The organism is Paraburkholderia sp. SUR17 (assembly GCF_029536165.1).
Classification (GTDB): domain Bacteria; phylum Pseudomonadota; class Gammaproteobacteria; order Burkholderiales; family Burkholderiaceae; genus Paraburkholderia; species Paraburkholderia kururiensis.
Genome location: NZ_CP120508.1, coordinates 1581965 through 1601131 on the forward strand (window position 1 = coordinate 1581965; position 19167 = coordinate 1601131).

A 19167-nucleotide genomic window follows, 5' to 3' on the forward strand; every position below is an offset into this window, starting at 1 on the left:
GGTTTGTCCCGACGAACGGCAGGACTGCCGTTCGTCGCTGTTCGTGGCCGGCGCCCTGGACGGCAGCGCGGTCGGAGGATTTGGAGGCTTTCGAGGCATGGGAGCCGCGCATGGGACAGGGGCGTGGGCACGGGGCGGGCGCGGACGCGCCGAGCGTCAAACGAACGGATTGGGCGGCCTGGTTGAAGTTGGCCGCGGCGGAGGGGGCCGCGGTCGGGGCGCTCGCGCTGGCGGCGCTGTGGCGCGACTTGCCGGGGCTGCCGGCGCCCTCCGGCTCGCTGGGCGCGCACGCGCTCTGCTGGGCCAAGCTGGCGGCCAACCAGCTTCCCCCCGGCTTGTTCGCGGACGGCGCGAGGGCTTGCGCCGCGCGTTGGAGCGGACTCGGGGCGGCCTGGCTCCTCGCGGTCGAGTGGCGCGTCGTTGTCGCCGCGCTCGCGGCGTGCGCGCCGGCCGCGCTGACGGCCCGCCGCGCCCTGACCGCGCGCGACGGCCTTGCGCTCGTTCGCGGCCCTTCCCGGCATGAGGGCCGGGAGGCGGCGCGCAAACTGCGCGCCAAGTTCGCGGCGCAAGCCAAACGCCGGCCCGACCATCCCATCGCTCCGGGCGTGCCTTGGCCGGCGGACGGGTGGACGCGCCACACGCTGATCGTCGGCGGCGTCGGCTCCGGCAAGTCGACGTTCCTTCGGCCATTGATCAAGCGCGTCGTCGAGGCGGGCGACCAAGCGCTGATCTTCGATCCGAAGGGCGAGTTCACCGAAGCTTTCGCGCAGCCAGCCATCCTGGCCCCTTGGGACGCTCGCTCCTTGGCTTGGGACATCGCGCGCGACCTGCGCAACACGCAGGACATGCGCCGCTTTGCCGCCGCGATGATCCGCGAAAGCTCCGACCCGATGTGGGCGAACGCCGCTCGCCAATTGCTTGTCGGCTTGCTGGTTTACCTGCGGGCGACGCGAGGGCGCGACTGGGGATGGGCGCATCTCGCCAGGCTTGTGTTCCTCTCTCAGCGCGATCTGTTGACGATCATGGCGCGCTGGCATCCAGAAGCCGTTCGCGCAGTCGAGAAGGCGTCCGTCACGACGCAAGGGATTCTCATCAACTTGGCGTCCTTTTGCGCGCCGATCGTCGACCTCGCGAGCGCTTGGGGCGCCACGCCGCCTGAGCGGCGTGTCAGCTTCCGACGATGGGCCGCCGGCAAGTCGCGCTGGCGTCAAATCATTGTCCAGGGGCACGGCAGTTACGCGGATCTCACGAAAAGCTGCGTCGAGGCGGTCGTCGGAACAATCGCCGCGCGGGTGAACAGCGTGGAGATGCGCGACGACCCCTCGCGCAAGCTATGGTTCATCGCCGACGAGTTGCCGCAGGCGGGCAAGATTCCGATTCGCGAGCTGTTCGAGGTGGGCCGCTCGCGCGGAGTGCGCTGCGTCGTCGCTTGCCAAGACTTCGCTCAATTGGAGGAGGTCCACGGCCCGCTGTTCGTGCGCGCGTTGACATCGATGTGCGGGACCCTGGTGGTCGGCCAGATGTCCCCTGGCGAGACAGCCGAACGGCTCTGCAAGACGCTCGGTTCGCGCGAGCACGAAAGACGGAACGTGTCGATGTCGGTCGACGGGTCGAGGCGGTCCGAGACGGTGTCGTTCTCTCGCGAAAGCGTCCCGCTGTATTCGCCCTCCGAGCTCGCGTCGCGGCTCGGCCCGACCCGCGATGGCAAAGGCGTCAAGCTGCTCGTCGTCGCCGGCGGCGACGCGCACGAGCTCTTCTATCCGATCGTCCGCTTTCGTCGCGCGCGTCGAGCTCATTTTCCGGCGGCTTGGACGCTCGGGATCGGCGTCGCGCCCGCGAAGCTGGCAAGCGCTCCGAGCGAGCCCGACAAGGCGCACGCGCCGGGCGACCCGGACGACGCCCCCCGCGACGCGCCGCCGCCCGGCTCGCCCGGCGCGGGGAGCGCGCCTGCCGGACAGAGCGCTTCCTTCGCGGCTGCCGGGGAGCTGGCCGCGATTGACCCAACGGTCGCCGAGGCGCTCGCGAGCGATTTTCCTGAGCCAGGCGAAAGCGAAGGCATCGGCGAAAGCGGCGCCGGAAACGACGGCGGGAGCGGCGACGTCGAAGGCGGCTCGCGGGTTTCCGCGGCGCGCCCGTCGCCCTGACGGGAGACGGCTTGGCGCTGTGAGAAATCCGAGAAAAACCATCACGGAGGGGACGGCGTGAGAACGACGCAGCGGCGAGAGGGCGATCTGAAATTGGACGAGGCGAGGGCGCTCGCTTTTGGCGCGAGCGAATCGGAGGACGCTCGGGAAGCGGCGGACCCCGAGGACGAATGGCTTCAAGCGAGCCTCAGGGAGGCGCGCGGCGAAGACGACCCGCGCGGTCTCGCGTGGCTCGAGGAAGTCCGAGAGGCTTGGTGGAGGCGCAAGCTGGCGTGGCTGCCCGGCAGGGTTGTCGACGCGGCCCTTCTCGCGCGGCGCGCGCTCCTTCGCGGCGCGGAGCGGCTCGCGTCCGCTCGTCGGAGCTTGACGCGCAAGGGTTGACCCGCCGCCCGTTTGCCGCGATCAAAGACGTCTGTAGGCGTTTGGAAAGCCGCCGAGAGCTGGGGCTTTCCGCGAGCGCGCGACGAACGGTCCGGGCGGCAGCGGAGCTTGGCGAAACGAGACCTCGGGAGACTTCGCAGTGAAGGGGCCGGCGATCGAACACTTGGAGCGGCTCGACGCCGAGCTGCGGGAAGCCGCTCGCAAAGGGAGCGCGCAGTCAATGCGCGATCTGCTCGCGCGAGGGGCGGGCGTCGCGTCGACCGACGCTGACGGTTGGACGACGTTGATGCTGGCGACGGCCTCCCGAAAAATCGAGTGCGTGAAGTTGCTGCTGCCCCTTGTTGACGCGGCCCGCAAGAGCCGAAACGGAACGACTGCGCTGGCGATCGCGGTCGGGGCGGGCTGGGCCGAAGGGGCCAAGCTGTTGTTGGCCGCCATCGAGTCCGGGCCGCGCGGAGCTCGCCAGAGTCGATTGGCTTTGACGCGGCGGGACGATTCGGGGAGAACGCTGCTGATCCTGGCCGTCAAGGCGGGCAGCGCGGAATGCGTGCGGCTGCTGTTGCCCACGTCCGAGCCGAACGCGATGGACAGCGATGGCCGGACGGCTTTGATGTGGGCCGCCGAAGACGCGGGCGCCGGGGCGGTCGAGTGCCTCAAGGCGCTTTTGCCGGCGTCCGACGCCGGCAAGAGGGACAGGCGTGGCCGGACGGCGCTGCACTTGGCCGCGAGCTCCGGCCGGCCCGAGGCCGTTGAGTTGCTCGCCCCCTTGTCCGATCCGCTGGCCGTCGACAAGAAGGGAAAATCGGCCTTCGACTTGGCCTTGGAGCGCAGCGACGAAAACGCCGAGCCGATTCGCCAGGCGTTGCGCCGCGCGTTGGCAGAGAAGGAGGGCGGGGCGATAGGCGAAGCTTTGGGCGAGAGCGGCTCGGCCGCGTGCGGGTCGCTGCGGCCGCGATCGCTGTGAGCGTGGCTGCGGACACGCCGCATTGATGCGCTGCGCCGCCAGCGCGGAGCAACCGATCGATTTGAGATTAAAAAAGGCCGCTTTCGCGGCCAAGGCGGGCTTCGCCCTTTCGAGGGGGGGAATCGCGGCGGCGATCGCGTCAGTCCGGTTTGAACAGCAGATGCCCGAGCCGCCCGAGCAGGATGAACACGGCGACCGCGATGTTGAGCGCGGCTTCGAGCGTCCAGCCGAAGAGCATCCCGCTCGCCGTCGGGCCTTCGAATATCATCGGCAAGAAGAAGCCGAAGAGACAAAGCGCGGCCCCGAGCAGCAGCCAACCGAAGTCAACGGAACGGCGCGCGCTTGCGCCGAAGATCGACATCGACAGCCAGAGCACGAAGAACATGCCGAAGAGCAAGTTCACGAAGGGGATGGACATGCAAACGACGAACATCACGACGATCGCGAAACGCATGCTGCTCTTCGCCCGTTTGATTTGAACGTCGTCGCTTGCGATCTTTTGATTTTCCATGGGGCTCTCCAATTCTGTTGACGGCGTCATTGCGATGCGGGGCGCGCCGGGGCGGCCGGCGCGGGTTTGAATCCGACGAGATCGACATGGGTCGTCGTCGGGGCGGCGTGCGCGGCTTGGTCGACGAAGTCCATCTTCACGATGCGTCCCACGGCGGGCGCATACCAATCCGTCTCGTGAGTGACGCCCTGGCCTCGGTTGCCCTCCGTGCCGGACCAGCTCACGGTCTGCTCGACCTTGAACGCGTCGAACGCGCCCGCTGGCGTCTCGACGCGCTCGACGCCGACGACCTTCGCGCGTCGATCGCCGCTCGCGGCCCAAGAGCCCGTCCGGTAGACGTAGGAGACGGACCACGACTTGCCGACGAAGAGGGGGAATTGAAGCTTGCCGTCGCTGGGCTGATACGAACCCGTCGCGGTCTTGACGAGATTGCCGCTCGCGTCGAGCGCGAGCGCGCCGCCGTTGAGGCTCGCGGAGCCGTCGGCGGCGACGCTGGACACCGTCTGCGTGTAGGTCGCGTTCTTGGACGGCTCCAACGCGTTGGCGTAGGCGAACGTCCACGCCTCGCCGACGGCGAACGCGGGCGCGTCGGCCCGCGCTGGCGGGACGGGCTGCGCGACGGGCGCGGGGAGGCTCGCGGCCGTTTGGGCGACGGCGGCGAGTGGCGACAACGCCGAGGCGGCGAGGGCGAGCGAGGCGATGCGTTTTGTGGTTTCGCTGTTCATTGCTGGCCCCCGCTCAGTTCAAGATCACGCGGCGGGGCGAGACTTGCTCGAAGGCGCGAGCGCCGCTCGCCCCCTGCGCGCTGGCGGATGTTGGCGCGCCGATGGGCGTGTTGTCCGTCGCCGCCGTCGTGAACGCCCAGCTCACGGAAAACGCCGTTGCCGCAAGCGAGGTGTTCGTCAACGTGCCGGAGACCTTGGCCGTGTAGATCGTGCTCCTCGCCAACCTCGCGATTGGCACGCACATGGCCTCGCGCGTCGCGTCCGCGTTGTTCGAGCTGTCCGTCTCGACGCAAGGCACGTTGACGCCAGACGCGTCCGTGATCGTGAAAGAGACGTTCGAGAACGCCGCGTTGTCGCCGCCCGAGAGCGTGATCGGGTAGCCGACTACCGCGCCGACCAGAGAGCCGTTGTTGTAGGTCGCGACCGGGTTCGGGCTTTCGTTCGCGAGCCAGCCCGTGTTCACGCCAGCCATGCCGTTGTAGGGCCACGCGACGAGCTGGCCTTCGCCGATGAACGGCTTGTGGTCGGCGAAATCGACCGTCAGCGTCGAGAGCTGCGAGGAGCTCGCCGTCGTCGCGACGCCCGGGCCCGCGTAGACGGAGTCGAAGAGCGTGATGGCGCGGTGGAAGGGGGCGTCGAACAGCGCTTGGATCGCCTCGGTGGAGTTCGAGAAGGCGCCCGTGAAGCCCGCGGTGATCTCGCCGACCGAGTTGGTCGCGTGGAACTGGTTCACGCGGTCCGAGGGGGAGACGCCCGTGTAGCCCGGCGTGCCCGACGTTTCATAGTGGCCGACGACGTTGTTGTCTTGCTCCCAAACGGAGTGGTTCGTCGCCGCTTGCGCCACGCCCGACTGGAAAGCGAGCGCCGGCAAGCCCACTTGCGCGCGCTGGTGGTTGATATACGCCAGCGTGTCGTTGACGACGTCGCCCGTCGCCGTGAAGGAGCCCGCGCTCGCGCCCGGAGCGGCCATGAGCGTGACCGCCGACGATGACGACGGCGTGCTCGTGCCGCCGCCCGTCGAGCCGCCGGAGCCTGTGCCGTTCGACGCGCTGCCGCCGGACGAGCCGCCCCCGCCGCAGGCGGCAAGACCCCCCGCGGCCAAGGCCGCGATGATTGTTCTCTTCATGTTGTTCTCGCTATTCGTTGCCCAAACGGCCGACGCGAGCGCCTGCCAGCCTTAAATTGATCTAAGGCGTATACATCGTAACTCCAGACGTCAATTTGTGAACGTCCCGCGTGGCGAGAATGACGCGAAACGTCGTTTTTTTGCAGCAGGCGGGGAGGAAGCCATGAAAGGCGAGGGCGTCGGCGAAGAGCTCGCCAAGCGGGTGGGCGCGGCCATTGCCGCTCAAAGAAAGGCCGCCGGATACACGCAGGCGCGCGTCGGCGACCTGTTGGGTCTCGAAAAAGAGACCGTCTCCCGCATAGAAACGGGGACGATCACTCCAACTTTGCACAGGCTCGGGCAATTCGCGGAACTCTTCCATTGCCCCATTTCTGCGCTGTTTGGGGAATACCGGGGGAAATCAGGCGAAGACGGCGCGCAAATCGCGGAGCTGATCGCCGATTTGTCGCCTGAGGCACGCCGGTCGGCGCTCAGGATGCTGTCGGAGTTCGCGACGACCGCTCGCGAGCGCGACGATTTGCGAGAGCAGGTGGAAAGGCTGCGCGCGGAGCTTGAACACAGGGTTTTGTCTGAATCGCTGCCCCCGGCGCCGGCCAAGACGCGGCGCTCGAAGCTTTGACGGCGACGCGATTCTCGAGGTCAAAAGCGGCTTTCCATGGTTGCGGGCGCAGAGGCGTCGCCCGCAACCATTCGGCATTTTCCGTGATCGTCGCGCGTCAAGGGTGCGCTGCGCCGAGCGCTCGCCCTTGACCCGAAGGGCGGCGCGGGGGCGCGAGTCGCGTCAGAGCGGATTTGGCAGGGCGTTGGAAGGCGCGAGCGCAGGCGTGTCGAGCAACGCGGCCTTGGCGGCGAGCAGACCGTTTTCATCCGTTTCGAAGCGGCGAAGCCATGCCGCCGTCGACGCCTTGGTGTTGTAGACCGGCGCGTCGCCGTTCACGGTTCCGCGCTGCAAGATGTCCATCTCGCTCGCGCGGATCGGCCGCAACGCCGCGTCGAGAATCACGTAGGCAGGCGGATTGAAAGGTGGCTTGTCTTCCTCCTCCGATATGCCGCTTTCGGGCAGGACGCCGGCCCGGATGACGACGCCTTGGCCGTAGTCGCCGATCGCGAACCAACTTGGCGGCAGATGAGCGCGCAAAGCGCCCAGGCCGCCCGCGGCCTCGAGCATCGGCTTGCTGACCGCCGTGAGCCAATCGACCGTTTTCACTTGTCCTTTGAGCATGCGGACAGACAGGTCGGCGGGAAAGCCGACATCGAGGCCGGGCATCGTCTGGCTTGCCCAATGCTCCGTGGCCTCGTTCTCTTCGCGGCCCGTGGGCGACAGGTTGACGGCGACCCCGGCATGGCCCCATGGCGCTTTGAGGCGCGCGACCGCGTCGAAGAACAGCTTCGCGAACGCGTCGGGGCGCTCCTGGACAGCGAAAACGGGCCACGAGAACCACAAGGCGTTGAAGCCGCGGTTGCCGAGCTTCTCTTGCCATCGGCGCTGACCGCCGACATGGAATTCCCACAGGCTCGCGTCAGTCGGGCGCTCCCCGCTCATGAAATCGAAGTCAAACCTATCTTCGGGGCCAAGGCCGGCTGCCGCCGCGCGCAACGATTTCGCCTTTGACATGGGCTGCGCGGGTTTGCCGTTGCTCCACATGTAAGTCAGCTTTTCGTCGCCCATCGACGAGGCGAACTCGTCGAACGTCTGCGCGAGCGCTTCGCGGACGGCCGGATCGGCGGCTTGCTCAAAGTAGACGCAGGCGCGGATGACAAAAGCCGCGCCGATTCCGTCGTGCGGATATCGAGGTTCCAGAAGGGCGTTCGCCACCAGCGCTTTGGACTGGTTGGCCTTGGCCCATTTCAGAAAGTCTTGCGTTATGGCGGTCATGGGGCGAATGGGGATGAGCCTGGCGACACAGGCTATCAGGGAACCGGAAGCGGGGGAACGGGCGGCGGCAGGCCGAAGCCTGGCGTCGGCGGCCTCGCGGTGAAAATCGATTTCAGCGAGCGTCCAAGCTCGGAGAGCGCGTCCGACACCGCGGATTTGACGGGATTCTCGCCCTCGTCGTCGTTGGAGCAGTCGCAGTTCTGCGGCCCGAGGACGACGACCTTGTCCGGGGACCCCGCGATCACCCCATAGTCTTCGGTTTGCCCGAGGTCGGGGGACTGGGGAGGAAACTTGACCTCCACGATGTTCTTGATGTTGTCCTGTGTCGGCGGCAGCGAGCCGTCCTTCACGATCACCACGTCCGGCCGGCGCACGGCCCCCGAGCCAGCGGGATACTCGTCTTGCCCGCCGGGCCAGTATTTCGCGATCCATCCCGGAAGATATGGATGGGCTTCCAGGGGGTTGGCCGAGCGCATGATCGGCGCCGGCGGGACCTTTGACATGTCGTAATTGACCTCTGCCTTATACGGGCTTTGCCAGTCCATGCTTCGGTCGACATCGCGAAGATTGCGGGACACGCACTGCTGTTTGAGGCTCTGGCCGGAGGCCCCTTCGTCCGGCTCGCGCGAGCAAACGCAAACCGCTTTGCACACGACCTTTTTGTCCCCCGGGTCAAGGCCGGCGCCGCGCAGCTGGACGCTTGTCGTCTGGCCACGGCCCGACGCGGTCGAGCCGGACCCGGCCCCGGTTCCATAGGCGTTGCCGCTCATTCGCCGCTCGCTCCGCCGGGGACTTGCGTGGAGGGCGACGAGAACTGCAGCGAAGCCGGCTCCGCGCCCTCATGCCACCGCGTGTAGCCGTTTGAGTCGGTCTGGCCGGAAAGCACCGTCCCGTCGGATGCGCGCAGCGTGTAGGGGTGGTTGGGGATCGGCTGGCCGGTCGACTCGTCGAGGACCTGGAACCGGCCTCGGTATGGTCCTGGCGCGTCGCTCGCCGTTTGATGGTTTGCGATCGGCCCGGCCTGTCCGCCCGGCCCGGAGGCCGGCTGCGCCGTGGCGCTCGATTGCGACGCGATCAACGTGGCGCCGCAAGCCGTTTTGTCGCCCTCAAACGCAGGGTGTTTGCCGCCCATGCCCATGCCCCGAGGCAGAATCTGCACGATGGGGTAGACGCCGTCGCATTTAGGGCAGGAGACCATGTCGCCAAGCCGCGCGACGGATTTGCCGTCGACTTGGCTGAGGGGAGAGCAGGCGAGCACTCGGCCGCCGTGGTCCGTCGTGTCGCCTTCTCGAATAAACGCGCTCATCGACTTCTCCGGAAAGGAGTCGTGATTTTAACGTATTAGTATGATCAATTTTTGAGCCTCTTTCGCGATATGCGATTTGGATGCATCGGATCGATTGCGCTCGAAAATGTCGCTGACCGCTGCCCTCCTCTTGGTGTATCGTCTCAGGCGCGCGCGGCGCAGGGCTGTGCGCCGCCGGCGGGATGGCTCGACCGGTTGACTTGGCCTAGACATTAAAATGACGAGCGAAAACGATAAGCGATTAGAAATAGAGCGGCGAATCCAGGCTTATTTTGATCCATCGCAATCGAAAATATCTTTCGGCGATAAGGGGATCGTTAAAAAGGAGCTTGGATTTGATTTACCACTCTCGAATCTCATTGGTTTGGTTGGGGCACCCTGCGATTCGGAAATTCTTGTTGAACTCGTTGACACTGACACGATTCCTCCTGGTTTTGACGATCCTGAAAACAAGGACGAAATTCTGCCCGCCGGCCTTAGAGCGACGATAACGAATAAGAAATACATCGCAGACAAGAATGTGGTTTTTATTTACTTCAACAGCGAATCCGGGACAGTGCGTATCTACATCGGGACGGTGGATTTTCTGTCGAGGAATTTCGGAGTTTCGGGAGTCGCTGCGCTAATGACGCGCTCAATCCTGAACTGGGCTCAAAATATGCCTCCCGGAACAAGAAAAATTGACCAACTTCAGCTGATGGCGGCAGGGGGACGGAACTGGGGTGACAGATACACGACAAAGGAGCGTTGGATCGGTTACAACGTTTGGCCAAAGTGTGGTTTCAACATGGAACTGCACCCGACGACGACCGAAATTCTTCCCCATTTCCCGAAGTTTCCAGCCAAAATTGGGTCTTGCAAAACGGTTCGAGATGTGTTAAAGCTAGCCGGTGGCAAAGAGTTTTGGACGGCCGCCGGCGACGGTTGGCTGATGGATTTCGGCGTGTTCGACCAAGCCAGCTTGGATTTGTTGGACAAATACCTTTTGGAGCAAGTGAAATGACGGCTGCCACCAAGAAAAAAGGACGGGCCATCGCGGGGGTGTGGGCGCCCCGGGAGCAAGCTGTCACGCTAGGTTTCGAGGTGGCGGATCGGGTCTGGCACAAGCCTGCCGCTGCTCCAGTTTCCCCGCCGAAGCCTGGAGTTGGCTCCTACACAGTCGAAATCAAGCCCCAGGCTGCTGAGGAGGTGGCGCCAGCGCCGCACAACCGGTCGTTCAGACTGATGCGACCCAAGACCGTGGACGAGGCGAAAGCGCTCATCGACAGAATGTCGAACAGCGGCGAGCGCTTTGCGGAAGTGGATTCGTAACGCGTGATCAACACTGGTGGAAGAGAGCCCCGATTGGGGCTCTTTTTTATTGCGCAGCCGTTATTTCAGGCACTCTGTTAACACATCGCCGAGATCGTTCACTTGGATCGCGGCCGGCGACCCCGCCTTCATTTTCCAGACGGTCAAGCCACCCTTGGTTACCTTTCCACGCGGCTCCCTTTGCGTTCCCTCCGTGATGAAACGGACCCTGACCTTAGTCATGCCATCCTCTTGAATGTCGAACAGCTCGCGAGCGACGGCGTCGCCCAAGAGATGGCCGCCTTTGGTGTCGGGGCGATAGACCATCCCGTCCTTCTAGGTGAGGAAATTAGGATAAGAGAGCGCTGTATATCCTTCCGACAGCAACGGAATCGAGAAACCGCTGGTGTTAGGGTTCCGATGCCAGTCCTTAAGAGAATTCTTGGCTGGGTAGCGAAGCTGTCGGATTGTTGCCGGGACACGAAAAACACTGGTTTTCGGCCAGCCAAGGTATTTTTCTCAGGCGAACCGGCTGGTCTTTGAAGGGGACTGGTGGGGGACTGTGGCGGGCGCGCTACGCTTGGAGCCTTCTCCTGCATGGCCTGAAAAGTCGCACGCAGGTAATGCTGCATCATCGGCGTATGGGCTGCGAAGCTCTGCTCGGGCACGGTTTCGACGCTGGTTTCTGTTTTCATTCAATCGATTGCTGAAAGGCGTGTTCGGACATTTGCGGACATTCGGTCCCGTTTAGGCCGTGTACTCATTGTTGACAGGGCGCGAACGGGGACCTGCAGCTTCGGTTCGACGACTATACTTCGCGCCCCATCGCCGGGCTATAGGCCAGCCGGCCAAAGCGTTCCGCACTGAGGGCCCGACGGTTAATCGCGCGTCCCGCCTGCCGGAGGCCTGCACACGCTTCGGCGAACGGCAGCCGTATGGCCGAACCTCGACCCGGCGGCGATCGGACAGGCAGTCGCCTGAAACGCAGCGAAAGGCCGTCGAGGTCAATGCGAAGCAGGCTCGGTTAGCGGAGGCGAATGTCGAAAACAAGCCCTACATTCTAGGGGATTCGAAGCGTGGCACACGTGTCCCGCTACGATGCAGCGGCGCGCCCGCCTCATTCCTCCACCAGTGCCCGCATGTCGACTTCGCGGCTGTTCGCCGCGCTGCGTCGTTTCGCAAGCCAGATCAGCAACGTGACGAATGATCCGAACACGACGATGATCCATTGCACCGGCAACTTCGCAATGAGCAGCAGGGCATAGGCGCCCAGCATCAGCAGCACCGCCAGGTTCTGGTTGAAGTTCTGCACGGCGATGGAGTGGCCCGCCGAGAGCAAAGCGGCGCCCCGGTGCTGGAGAACCGCGTTCATCGGCACGATGAAAAAGCCCGCCAATGCGCCGAGCCCGATCATCAGCGGCCACGCGAAGAGCATGTAGAGCGGCACCGTGAAATCCGCGAAGCGGATGCCGGCGCCCGCTGGGAAAAGTCCCTTGCTGTAGAACGCCATGGCGACTGTGACGATGCCGGTCAGCATGCCGATCGGCAGTACGCGAAGGGACGTGCGCAGCGAAATCCACGCAGCCGCAGCAGCGGCACCCAACGCGACGCCAAGTCCTGTCACGCCCTGCATGACGGCGGCCTTCGAAAGCGATAGCCCAAGGTTCGCATCGGCCCACTTGAGTACGAGCAATTGCAGCGTCACCGCAGCGCCCCACATCAACGTGGTCACCCACAGCGCGATCTGCGCGAGCTTGTCGGCCCACAGCACGTGGAAGCAGTGCAGAAAATCGCCGGTCAGCTTTGCCGGCTGCATGAGCCGATTGGGATAGCGCGCGCCGGTATCCGGTATGCCGATATTGATGATCGCCGCGGCCGCGTAGACCAGCATCACGGCGAACATGGCGAGGTCCGCGGCGCTGCGGATGACCGGCAGATCAAGGTGTGCCACCAGTTTCCCCGCATAGGCGCTCACGAGCGCGCCGCCCAGCATCGTGCCGACGATGGTCGAGAGCACTGTGGCCGACTCGAGCCACGCGTTCGCCGCGACGAGCCGCTCGGCCGGCAGCAGTTCGGTGAGAATGCCGTACTTGGCGGGCGAATAGGCCGCCGCGCCGAAGCCGACCACGCCATAAGCAACGATGGGATGCACGCCCACGAGCATCAGCAGACAGCCGCCGGCCTTGAGCGCGTTGGAGATGAACATCACGTGGCGCTTTTGCAGGGCATCCGCGAAGGCGCCGACGAACGGCGCGAGCAGCACGTACGAAATCGTGAAGAAGATCTGCAGTAGCGGCGTGATCCACGACGGCGAACGGATGACCGCGAGAAGCGCGATGGCGGCGATGAGCAGCGCATTGTCCGCAAGCGACGAGACGAACTGCGCGGCAATGATCGTGTAGAAGCCTTTTTTCATGGAGCGGGCGGAGAAACCGTCGGATACGTGCACTGCTGGCAAGCCATCACGTAGCTAGCGCGAGAACGCGAGAACATTGGGCTCGCGAGACAGGGCGCGGCTCGCGAGCTTGCAGGCGGGCCATGCAATCGCCGCGCCAAACAAAAAAAGCGGCCGAAGCCGCTTTGCGATCATAGCGCGTGCGCGAAAGGCGCGTCACGAAGCGCCCCGCACGCAGCGCGACGCGGTGTGCCGCGCTGGCGTGTGCGTCCGGTCAGGCCGTTTTGGTGCGACTGTACTTCGAGAGGATCGGCACCATCTGCGCGTAGATCTTCGGGTTGGCCGCCACGATCTCGCCGAGATTCAGGAAGTTCGAGTCGCCCGTGTAGTTGCCCACCAGTCCGCCCGCTTCGGTCACGAGCAGGCTGCCCGCGGCCATGTCCCACGCGCTGATGCCTTGCTCGAAGAAACCGTCGACGCGGCCCGCAGCAACGTTGGCGAGGTCGAGCGCGGCGGCGCCGGGCCGGCGCAGGCCGGCGCAGGCGTTCGTCATTTCGGCGAACAGGCGGCAGTAAGCGTCGAGCGTGTCCTTTTCGCGGAACGGGAAGCCCGTGCCGATCAGGCCGTCTGCCAGGCGGTCGCGCCGGCCGACGCGAATGCGGCGGTCGTTGAGGAACGCGCCGCGTCCGCGCGACGCCGTGAAGAGGTCGTTGCGCGTCGGATCGTAGACCACGGCCTGGGTGACGGTGCCGCGATGCGCGAGCGCGATCGACACGCAGTAGTACTGGAAGCCGTGAATGAAGTTGGTGGTGCCGTCGAGCGGATCGATGATCCACTGGTACTCCGACTCGTTCTCCGAACGGCCGGACTCTTCGGCGAGGATCGCGTGATCGGGATAGGCGGTTTTCAGCGTGTCGATGATGGCGGCTTCGGAGGCCTTGTCGACTTCGGTGACGAAGTCGTTGTGCTGCTTCTTGCTCACCTGGATGAGGTCCAGATCGAGCGATGCGCGGTTGATGATCTGTCCGGCGCGGCGAGCGGCCTTGACAGCGATGTTGAGCATGGGATGCATGAGACAGGATCCTTATGCCGGCGCCACGGGAGCGGTCCGCCGGATGTAACGAAAGTGGGCGATACAGCTTGAAGCGGCCGGCCCGGCGCGCCTCGCAGCCGTCCTGCCAACGACACACGAATTGAAGAAGAGCGATGCGCACCGGCTATGGCGCGCGCGAAACAGCGTGATTTTACCCGAGTCGGCGTGCGTGTTGGAGGATGGAGCGTTTGAGGTCTGCCGCGGATGGCTGTGCGAGGAGTTTGCGGGGAGGTCGTTGCTGTTGGCCGCCTGGCCAGGGCACGTCCCGCCTGGCCTCGCGCTACCATACCCTTTTTCGCATGGTAGGTAGCCAGCCGATCGTGGTCTCGTCTCGAACATCTTCTTCTGTAGCAACGCCGGAGGCCGCAGCCGAAGGCATCAGTCCCGTGCGCGGCGGTTTTACCTCGACACGCTTCGTGCTGGTGGAGCCCAGCCATCCGGGCAATGTCGGTGCGGCGGCGCGCGCGCTCAAGACCATGGGTTTTTCGCGCCTCGTGCTGGTCGCGCCGCGCGTCGCGCAGGTGCAGACCGATCCGGAAGCCATTGCCATGGCGAGCGGGGCCGACGACGTGCTCGCCAACGCGCATGTCGTGTCGACACTTGCCGAGGCGCTGGCCGGCGTGCATTGGTCGCTTGCGCTTACCGCTCGGTCGCGCGAATACGGTCCGCCGCCCGGGGCGCCGCGCGCCATGGCCGGCGAGGCCTGCCGGCTCGCCGCCACAGGCGACATCGCGCTGGTTTTCGGCAACGAGCGAACGGGGCTGTCGAACGAAGACGTCGAACGCTGCACCGCGTTGGCGCACATCCCCGCCAATCCGGCCTACAGTTCGCTCAACCTGGCGCAGGCGGTCCAGGTGCTGTCGTACGAATTGAGGATGGCCTACCTCGATGCGGGCGGCGAGACTGCGTCAGCGCCGGGGCGACCGGCGCAGACCGTGGGGACGCTCGCCGCGAACGATGAAATCGAGCGGATGTACGTGCACCTGGAGAACGCGCTCATCGCGCTGGAGTTCCTCGATCCCGCGAACCCCAAGAAACTGATGTCACGCCTGCGGCGCCTCTTCAGCCGCTCGGGGCTGGAGCGCGAAGAGGTCAATATCATTCGAGGTATCGCGAAGCGCATCCTGTTGCTCAAGTCGCGGGAACCGGGCGAAGGGCCGTCGTGACCTGTTGTGACGGGCAACCCCGCCGCGAAAGGGGTTACCCGGCGGGCGGCGGCCGATCGCCTACAATCCATGAACCGTTCGAAGTAAAGCAGGAAAAATGCGTTGGCGGCAGTCGTTGCTGCGGTTGCCGCCCGCGGTTGTCGTTGCAGCTGTCCTTGCTGTCATCGAATCCGTTGTTGTCGCCGTTCGCCGCTGCGCGTTGCCCGCCGTGCGCAGCCGTTGCCCACCTGTCCGAGCGTCACTGCCATGTTCACGAGACTTCGCGAAGATATCGCCACGATCCGCGAGCGCGATCCTGCTGCACGCAGCGCCTGGGAAGTGCTCACGTGCTATCCGGGACTCCACGCGCTCGTATTGCATCGTGTCGCGCACGCATGCTGGCGCGCAAAGCGCCGTTGGATGGCCCGTTTCGTTTCACAGATGGCGCGCTTTCTGACCGGCATCGAGATTCATCCGGGCGCGACTATCGGCCGGCGCGTGTTCATCGACCACGGCATGGGCGTTGTGATCGGCGAAACGGCCGAGGTCGGTGACGACTGCACGATCTACCAGGGCGTGACGCTCGGCGGCACGTCGCTCACGCGTGGTGCGAAGCGCCATCCCACGCTCGAGCGCGGCGTGATCGTGGGCGCGGGGGCAAAGGTGCTTGGCGGCTTCACCATCGGCGCGGAAGCCAAGATCGGCTCGAACGCGGTCGTGATCAAGCCCGTACCGGCGGGCGGTACGGCCGTGGGCAATCCCGCGCGCGTGATCCTGCCGGCGAAAACCGAGCCCGCGCGCGGTAAACCCCACGGCCAGGCCGGCACACGCCCGGGCTTTTGCGCCTACGGCATTACACCCAACGCCGACGATCCGGTCTCGCTCGCCATTCACGGACTCATCGACCACGCGGCGACGCAGACGCAGCGCGTCGACGAAATCGTCGCGGCGCTGGAACGGCTTGGCGCAAAGCTGGAGGCCCTGCATGGTGCCGATGCGGCGCTCGTGGACCTGCGGCGGCTGTCCGCCGTGATCGAAGGAAGCGAAAGTGGCGAGCGTGCGAAGCGCAGCAGTCAGCAGGCCGATCAGGCCGATAGCACTGCAGCCGAATATGCCGAAGTTGCGGCAACGGCGCCCCGTGACTGACGGTGGGCTCGCCCGGCTCCGGACGAGCGGAGCAAGCTGACCGCCGGCGAACCCTTCGTCAATCGAGCGGCATCATCTTGAAGCCTTCGGCGTCGACGCGCAGGTAGCCGCCACGCGGTGCGCCGTGGTCGAGTTCCCAGTCGGGCAGCACCCAGCGCGTGCCCGCCGACTCGCGATGTTTCGCGGGCCGGTGTGTGTGTCCGTGAACGAGCACGGCCGCACTGCTCAGCTTGAAGAGCGCATCCACACCTTTTTTCGTGACGTCATAGCGCGGCAACGGCGGACGCTCGCGTCCCGCCTCGCTCGACCTGCGCATGCGTTCGGCCAGTGCCTGACGCCAGCTGAACGGCCACGCGAGGAACAGTAGTTGCAGCAGACGGTTGCGTGCGAAGCGCCTGAAAATCTGATAGCCGCGGTCGGCCGTGCATAAGGCGTCGCCGTGCGCGAGCGCGATGCGTGTGCCGAAGGCGGTAATGGCGATGGGGTCCGGCAGCCAGATCGCGCCGGCCGCCTTCATGAAACGCTTGCCCAGCAGGAAATCGCGATTGCCGTGCATCACGTAAAGCGCGATGCCGCGCTCGGAGAGGGTGTGCATCAGTTCGACCATGCGCTTCACGAACGGGTCGGCGAGCATGTCGTCGCCCACCCAGTACTCGAACAGATCCCCGAGGATGAACACGGAGTCGGCCTGATCCGCGGTGACGCGGATGAAATGCTCGAAGGCGGCGACCGTGCGCGGAATCGCGTCGCTCAGATGCAGATCCGAGACGAACAGAAACGGGCGTGCCGCGTGTGGGCGTTTGCCCTCGCCGGGCACGCCCGCAGCGGCGTTTCGTAATGATTTTTCCTGCAGCATGGGGCGTCAGTCGGTACCCGGTTGGCGCCTCATCGAATGCGGGTCGACGAGGCGCTATCGACACGCGTTGAACGCTTATTCGACAATGACGGCCTTTTCGATCACGACGTCGTCGACCGGCACGTCCTGATGAAATCCCTTCGAGCCGGTCTTTACCTTCCTGATTTTCTCGACCACGTCGAGTCCGTCCACCACCTTGCCGAACACGGCGTAGCCCCAGCCTTGCGGCGTCGGCGACGAGTGGTTCAGGAAGTCGTTGTCGTTCACGTTGATGAAGAACTGGGCCGTGGCCGAGTGCGGATCGTTCGTGCGTGCCATCGCGATGGAGCCGTTCACGTTCTTCAGGCCGTTGTTGGCTTCGTTGTCGATCGGCGCGTCGGTGGGCTTTTGCTTCATGCCGGGCTCGAAGCCGCCGCCCTGGATCATGAAGCCGTCGATCACGCGATGAAAGATCGTGTTGTCGTATTGACCCTTGCGGACATAGTTCAGGAAATTCTCGACCGTCTTCGGCGCCTTTTCGGCGTCCAGTTCGAGCTTGATGACGCCGTGGTTCGTATGCAGTTCGACCATGATGGGATCCTTGCGAGGGGAGGGGTGAAAGAGCGGTGCGGCACCGCGGCGTGAAAGCTGCCGGGCAGTGCCGCACCGGGTGCGGGGGTGGTCTGGATGGCGCAGGCCGTTTGCTCTGGTGAAGAGCGGGCGGCCTGCCGCTTCCTGCGTGCTGCTTGTTCGCTTCTTACTTGCCGACGACCGTGGCCGATTCGATCACGATGGGTTTTTGCGGCACGTCGCCCATCGGACCGCGCGTGGTGGTGGGCGAGGCTTCGATCTTCTTCACGACGTCCATGCCCGACGTCACCTTGCCGAATACAGCATAGCCGTTGCCATCCGGATTCGGATAGTCGAGACCGGCGTTGTCCACGGTGTTGATGAAGAACTGCGCGGTGGCCGAGTTCGGGTCGCTCGTGCGTGCCATCGCGATCGTGCCCGTCACGTTCTTCAGGCCGTTCTGGCTTTCGAGCGGGATGGGGGCGCGAGTCGGCTTCTCAGCAAAGCTCGTCGTGTAGCCGCCGCCCTGGATCATGAAGCCGCGAATCACGCGATGGAAGATCGTGCCGCTGTACTGGCCGGACTTCACGTAGTCGAGAAAGTTCGCGACCGTTTTCGGCGCCTTCTCGGGATAGAGTTCGACGCGGATGTCGCCGTCAGACGTGTGCAGCAGGACCTGCGGATGGGCCGCCGTCTGCGCGGATTGCGCGAAGGCGGGAGCGTTCGCAATCAGGGCGGCGCTGCCGAGCGCCAGCATCAACCATTTCATGAAGATCCTCGGAGGGGGATGCGTTGAAAAAACAGCTTGGAAAAGCGCGTCACGGACGTTGGCGTGGTGCGCCGCTCATTGCGACGGCGCCATGTACGGCGGCACGGCGAGCGAACCGGTGGGACCGCCGAAGGTGAAGGCGGGATTGTTCGTCAGATCGGACGACGCGCGGTTCGTATAGTCTTCGACGGGAGTCTTCTTCGCACGCCGCGGCGCGGCAGGCGGCGAGACGATCTTCTGCAGGTCGGCAAGACGCTGCTGCGTCACCGCGCTCGCACGTCCCAGCGATTGCGCGCGGCGATACGATGCGTCGGCAAGACGCAGGTACAGGTCGCCGAGATTTTCGTAGGCGAGGCCATAGGACGGATTGGTCTTCACCGCCGTTTCGAGCGCGACACGCGCCTCGTCGTAACGACCGTGCTTCGCGTAAAGCGCCGCGAGATTGTTGTACGGCTCGGGCAGCTCGGGGTACATCTGCGTGAGTTCGGTGAAGGCGGTGATGGCTTCGTCGTCGCGATTCAGGCGCGCGAGCACGGTGGCTCGCTTGAATCGTGCCTGCGCATCGCGAGGATTCGATGCAATGCGCGCGTCGAGGTCCTTGAGCGCGCCCGCCCAGTCCTTCTGCGCGATGGCCGCGTCGATCTGCGGCGTACCGTCGGTCACGGCCCTCGTCTGTGCATGGATGGTCGTGCTGCCAAGCGCGAACGCGAAGCCCGCGAAGGCCGTCGCGGCGAGGGTTGCAGCGTATCGCGCGCGGCCGCTGGAAGATTTCATAGGGAGAGGTCGGGGTGTTATACTCCGAGCCATTCTAACAAAAGGTCTGCGCGTTTTCGCCTAACCGCAGACTCATTGTTCGTCACCCTCGGTCGTCTCCGCCTGATCGCAATCCCG

Annotated in this window: 21 protein-coding genes; 8 read left to right on the forward strand and 13 right to left on the reverse strand. The window is 65.0% G+C overall.

Annotated elements, in window-relative coordinates:
• Positions 1-110: 110 nt before the first annotated feature.
• The 3 genes from P2869_RS07005 (at position 111) to P2869_RS07015 (ending at position 3489) form a co-directional block, all read left to right on the forward strand.
• Positions 111-2144 carry a type IV secretion system DNA-binding domain-containing protein gene (locus P2869_RS07005; RefSeq protein ID WP_277597853.1) on the forward strand — a complete coding sequence of 678 codons (2034 nt, stop codon included), beginning with the start codon at positions 111-113 and terminating at the stop codon, positions 2142-2144.
• Between the two features lie 57 nt (positions 2145-2201).
• Positions 2202-2525, forward strand: a complete 324-nt coding sequence (locus P2869_RS07010; protein WP_277597854.1) for a hypothetical protein — start codon at positions 2202-2204, stop codon at positions 2523-2525.
• Positions 2526-2745: 220 nt separating this feature from the next.
• Positions 2746-3489 carry an ankyrin repeat domain-containing protein gene (locus P2869_RS07015; protein WP_277597855.1) on the forward strand — a complete coding sequence of 248 codons (744 nt, stop codon included), beginning with the start codon at positions 2746-2748 and terminating at the stop codon, positions 3487-3489.
• Between the two features lie 139 nt (positions 3490-3628).
• Here P2869_RS07015 and P2869_RS07020 read toward each other — a convergent pair whose 3' ends face one another.
• Genes P2869_RS07020 through P2869_RS07030 form a run of 3 tightly spaced genes read right to left on the reverse strand, consistent with a single transcriptional unit; the run spans position 3629 to position 5851 of the window.
• Positions 3629-4000 carry a hypothetical protein gene (locus P2869_RS07020; RefSeq protein WP_277597856.1) on the reverse strand — a complete coding sequence of 124 codons (372 nt, stop codon included), beginning with the start codon at positions 3998-4000 and terminating at the stop codon, positions 3629-3631.
• 26 nt (positions 4001-4026) lie between these two features.
• Positions 4027-4725 (reverse strand): hypothetical protein, encoded by a 699-nt coding sequence (locus P2869_RS07025; RefSeq protein ID WP_277597857.1) that lies wholly within the window; start codon positions 4723-4725, stop codon positions 4027-4029.
• 13 nt (positions 4726-4738) lie between these two features.
• Complete coding sequence (locus P2869_RS07030; protein ID WP_277597858.1) at positions 4739-5851, reverse strand: CAP domain-containing protein; 1113 nt, start codon at positions 5849-5851, stop codon at positions 4739-4741.
• A 163-nt stretch (positions 5852-6014) separates the two neighbouring features.
• On the opposite strand from P2869_RS07030, the gene P2869_RS07035 reads away from it, so the two are divergent.
• Complete coding sequence (locus tag P2869_RS07035; RefSeq protein ID WP_277597859.1) at positions 6015-6470, forward strand: helix-turn-helix transcriptional regulator; 456 nt, start codon at positions 6015-6017, stop codon at positions 6468-6470.
• Positions 6471-6632: 162 nt separating this feature from the next.
• Here P2869_RS07035 and P2869_RS07040 read toward each other — a convergent pair whose 3' ends face one another.
• From P2869_RS07040 to P2869_RS07050, 3 genes are read right to left on the reverse strand one after another with little or no spacing between them, the layout of a single operon-like run.
• Positions 6633-7727: a type VI immunity family protein gene (locus P2869_RS07040; RefSeq protein WP_277597860.1), complete on the reverse strand. Its 1095-nt coding sequence runs from the start codon at positions 7725-7727 to the stop codon at positions 6633-6635.
• 35 nt (positions 7728-7762) lie between these two features.
• Positions 7763-8497 (reverse strand): VRR-NUC domain-containing protein, encoded by a 735-nt coding sequence (locus P2869_RS07045; protein WP_277597861.1) that lies wholly within the window; start codon positions 8495-8497, stop codon positions 7763-7765.
• Complete coding sequence (locus tag P2869_RS07050) at positions 8494-9033, reverse strand: PAAR domain-containing protein (protein WP_277597862.1); 540 nt, start codon at positions 9031-9033, stop codon at positions 8494-8496. Before P2869_RS07050 ends, P2869_RS07045 begins: the two co-directional genes overlap by 4 nt.
• Positions 9034-9250: 217 nt before the next feature.
• Here P2869_RS07050 and P2869_RS07055 point away from each other — a divergent pair, with 217 nt between their 5' ends.
• Together P2869_RS07055 and P2869_RS07060 are read left to right on the forward strand one after the other, a co-directional pair.
• Positions 9251-10036 carry a hypothetical protein gene (locus tag P2869_RS07055; RefSeq protein WP_277597863.1) on the forward strand — a complete coding sequence of 262 codons (786 nt, stop codon included), beginning with the start codon at positions 9251-9253 and terminating at the stop codon, positions 10034-10036.
• Complete coding sequence (locus P2869_RS07060) at positions 10033-10344, forward strand: hypothetical protein (protein ID WP_277597864.1); 312 nt, start codon at positions 10033-10035, stop codon at positions 10342-10344. Before P2869_RS07055 ends, P2869_RS07060 begins: the two co-directional genes overlap by 4 nt.
• A gap of 60 nt (positions 10345-10404) precedes the next feature.
• On the opposite strand, the gene P2869_RS07065 is transcribed toward P2869_RS07060, so the two are convergent.
• The 3 genes from P2869_RS07065 to P2869_RS07075 form a co-directional block, all read right to left on the reverse strand.
• Positions 10405-10650: a hypothetical protein gene (locus P2869_RS07065; RefSeq protein WP_277597865.1), complete on the reverse strand. Its 246-nt coding sequence runs from the start codon at positions 10648-10650 to the stop codon at positions 10405-10407.
• A 790-nt stretch (positions 10651-11440) separates the two neighbouring features.
• On the reverse strand, positions 11441-12739 hold the full coding sequence (gene lplT, locus P2869_RS07070; RefSeq protein WP_277597866.1) for a lysophospholipid transporter LplT: 1299 nt from the start codon (positions 12737-12739) through the stop codon (positions 11441-11443).
• A gap of 253 nt (positions 12740-12992) precedes the next feature.
• Positions 12993-13790: an inositol monophosphatase family protein gene (locus tag P2869_RS07075; RefSeq protein ID WP_277597867.1), complete on the reverse strand. Its 798-nt coding sequence runs from the start codon at positions 13788-13790 to the stop codon at positions 12993-12995.
• Positions 13791-14197: 407 nt separating this feature from the next.
• Here P2869_RS07075 and P2869_RS07080 point away from each other — a divergent pair, with 407 nt between their 5' ends.
• Together P2869_RS07080 and cysE are read left to right on the forward strand one after the other, a co-directional pair.
• The gene (locus tag P2869_RS07080) at positions 14198-14977 is read left to right on the forward strand and encodes an RNA methyltransferase (protein ID WP_277598067.1); all 780 of its coding nucleotides are present in this window, start codon (positions 14198-14200) and stop codon (positions 14975-14977) included.
• A 246-nt stretch (positions 14978-15223) separates the two neighbouring features.
• Complete coding sequence (gene cysE / locus P2869_RS07085; protein ID WP_199541487.1) at positions 15224-16102, forward strand: serine O-acetyltransferase; 879 nt, start codon at positions 15224-15226, stop codon at positions 16100-16102.
• 58 nt (positions 16103-16160) lie between these two features.
• Here cysE and P2869_RS07090 read toward each other — a convergent pair whose 3' ends face one another.
• The 4 genes from P2869_RS07090 to P2869_RS07105 form a co-directional block, all read right to left on the reverse strand.
• The gene (locus P2869_RS07090) at positions 16161-16958 is read right to left on the reverse strand and encodes a UDP-2,3-diacylglucosamine diphosphatase (RefSeq protein WP_277597868.1); all 798 of its coding nucleotides are present in this window, start codon (positions 16956-16958) and stop codon (positions 16161-16163) included.
• A gap of 75 nt (positions 16959-17033) precedes the next feature.
• Entirely contained in the window at positions 17034-17528 is a 495-nt protein-coding gene (locus P2869_RS07095; protein ID WP_017778058.1) for a peptidylprolyl isomerase, read from the reverse strand.
• Between the two features lie 166 nt (positions 17529-17694).
• Entirely contained in the window at positions 17695-18276 is a 582-nt protein-coding gene (locus P2869_RS07100; protein WP_026122101.1) for a peptidylprolyl isomerase, read from the reverse strand.
• Positions 18277-18351: 75 nt separating this feature from the next.
• Positions 18352-19050, reverse strand: coding sequence for a tetratricopeptide repeat protein (locus P2869_RS07105; protein ID WP_017778060.1), 699 nt, complete (start codon positions 19048-19050; stop codon positions 18352-18354).
• Positions 19051-19167: the final 117 nt, after the last annotated feature.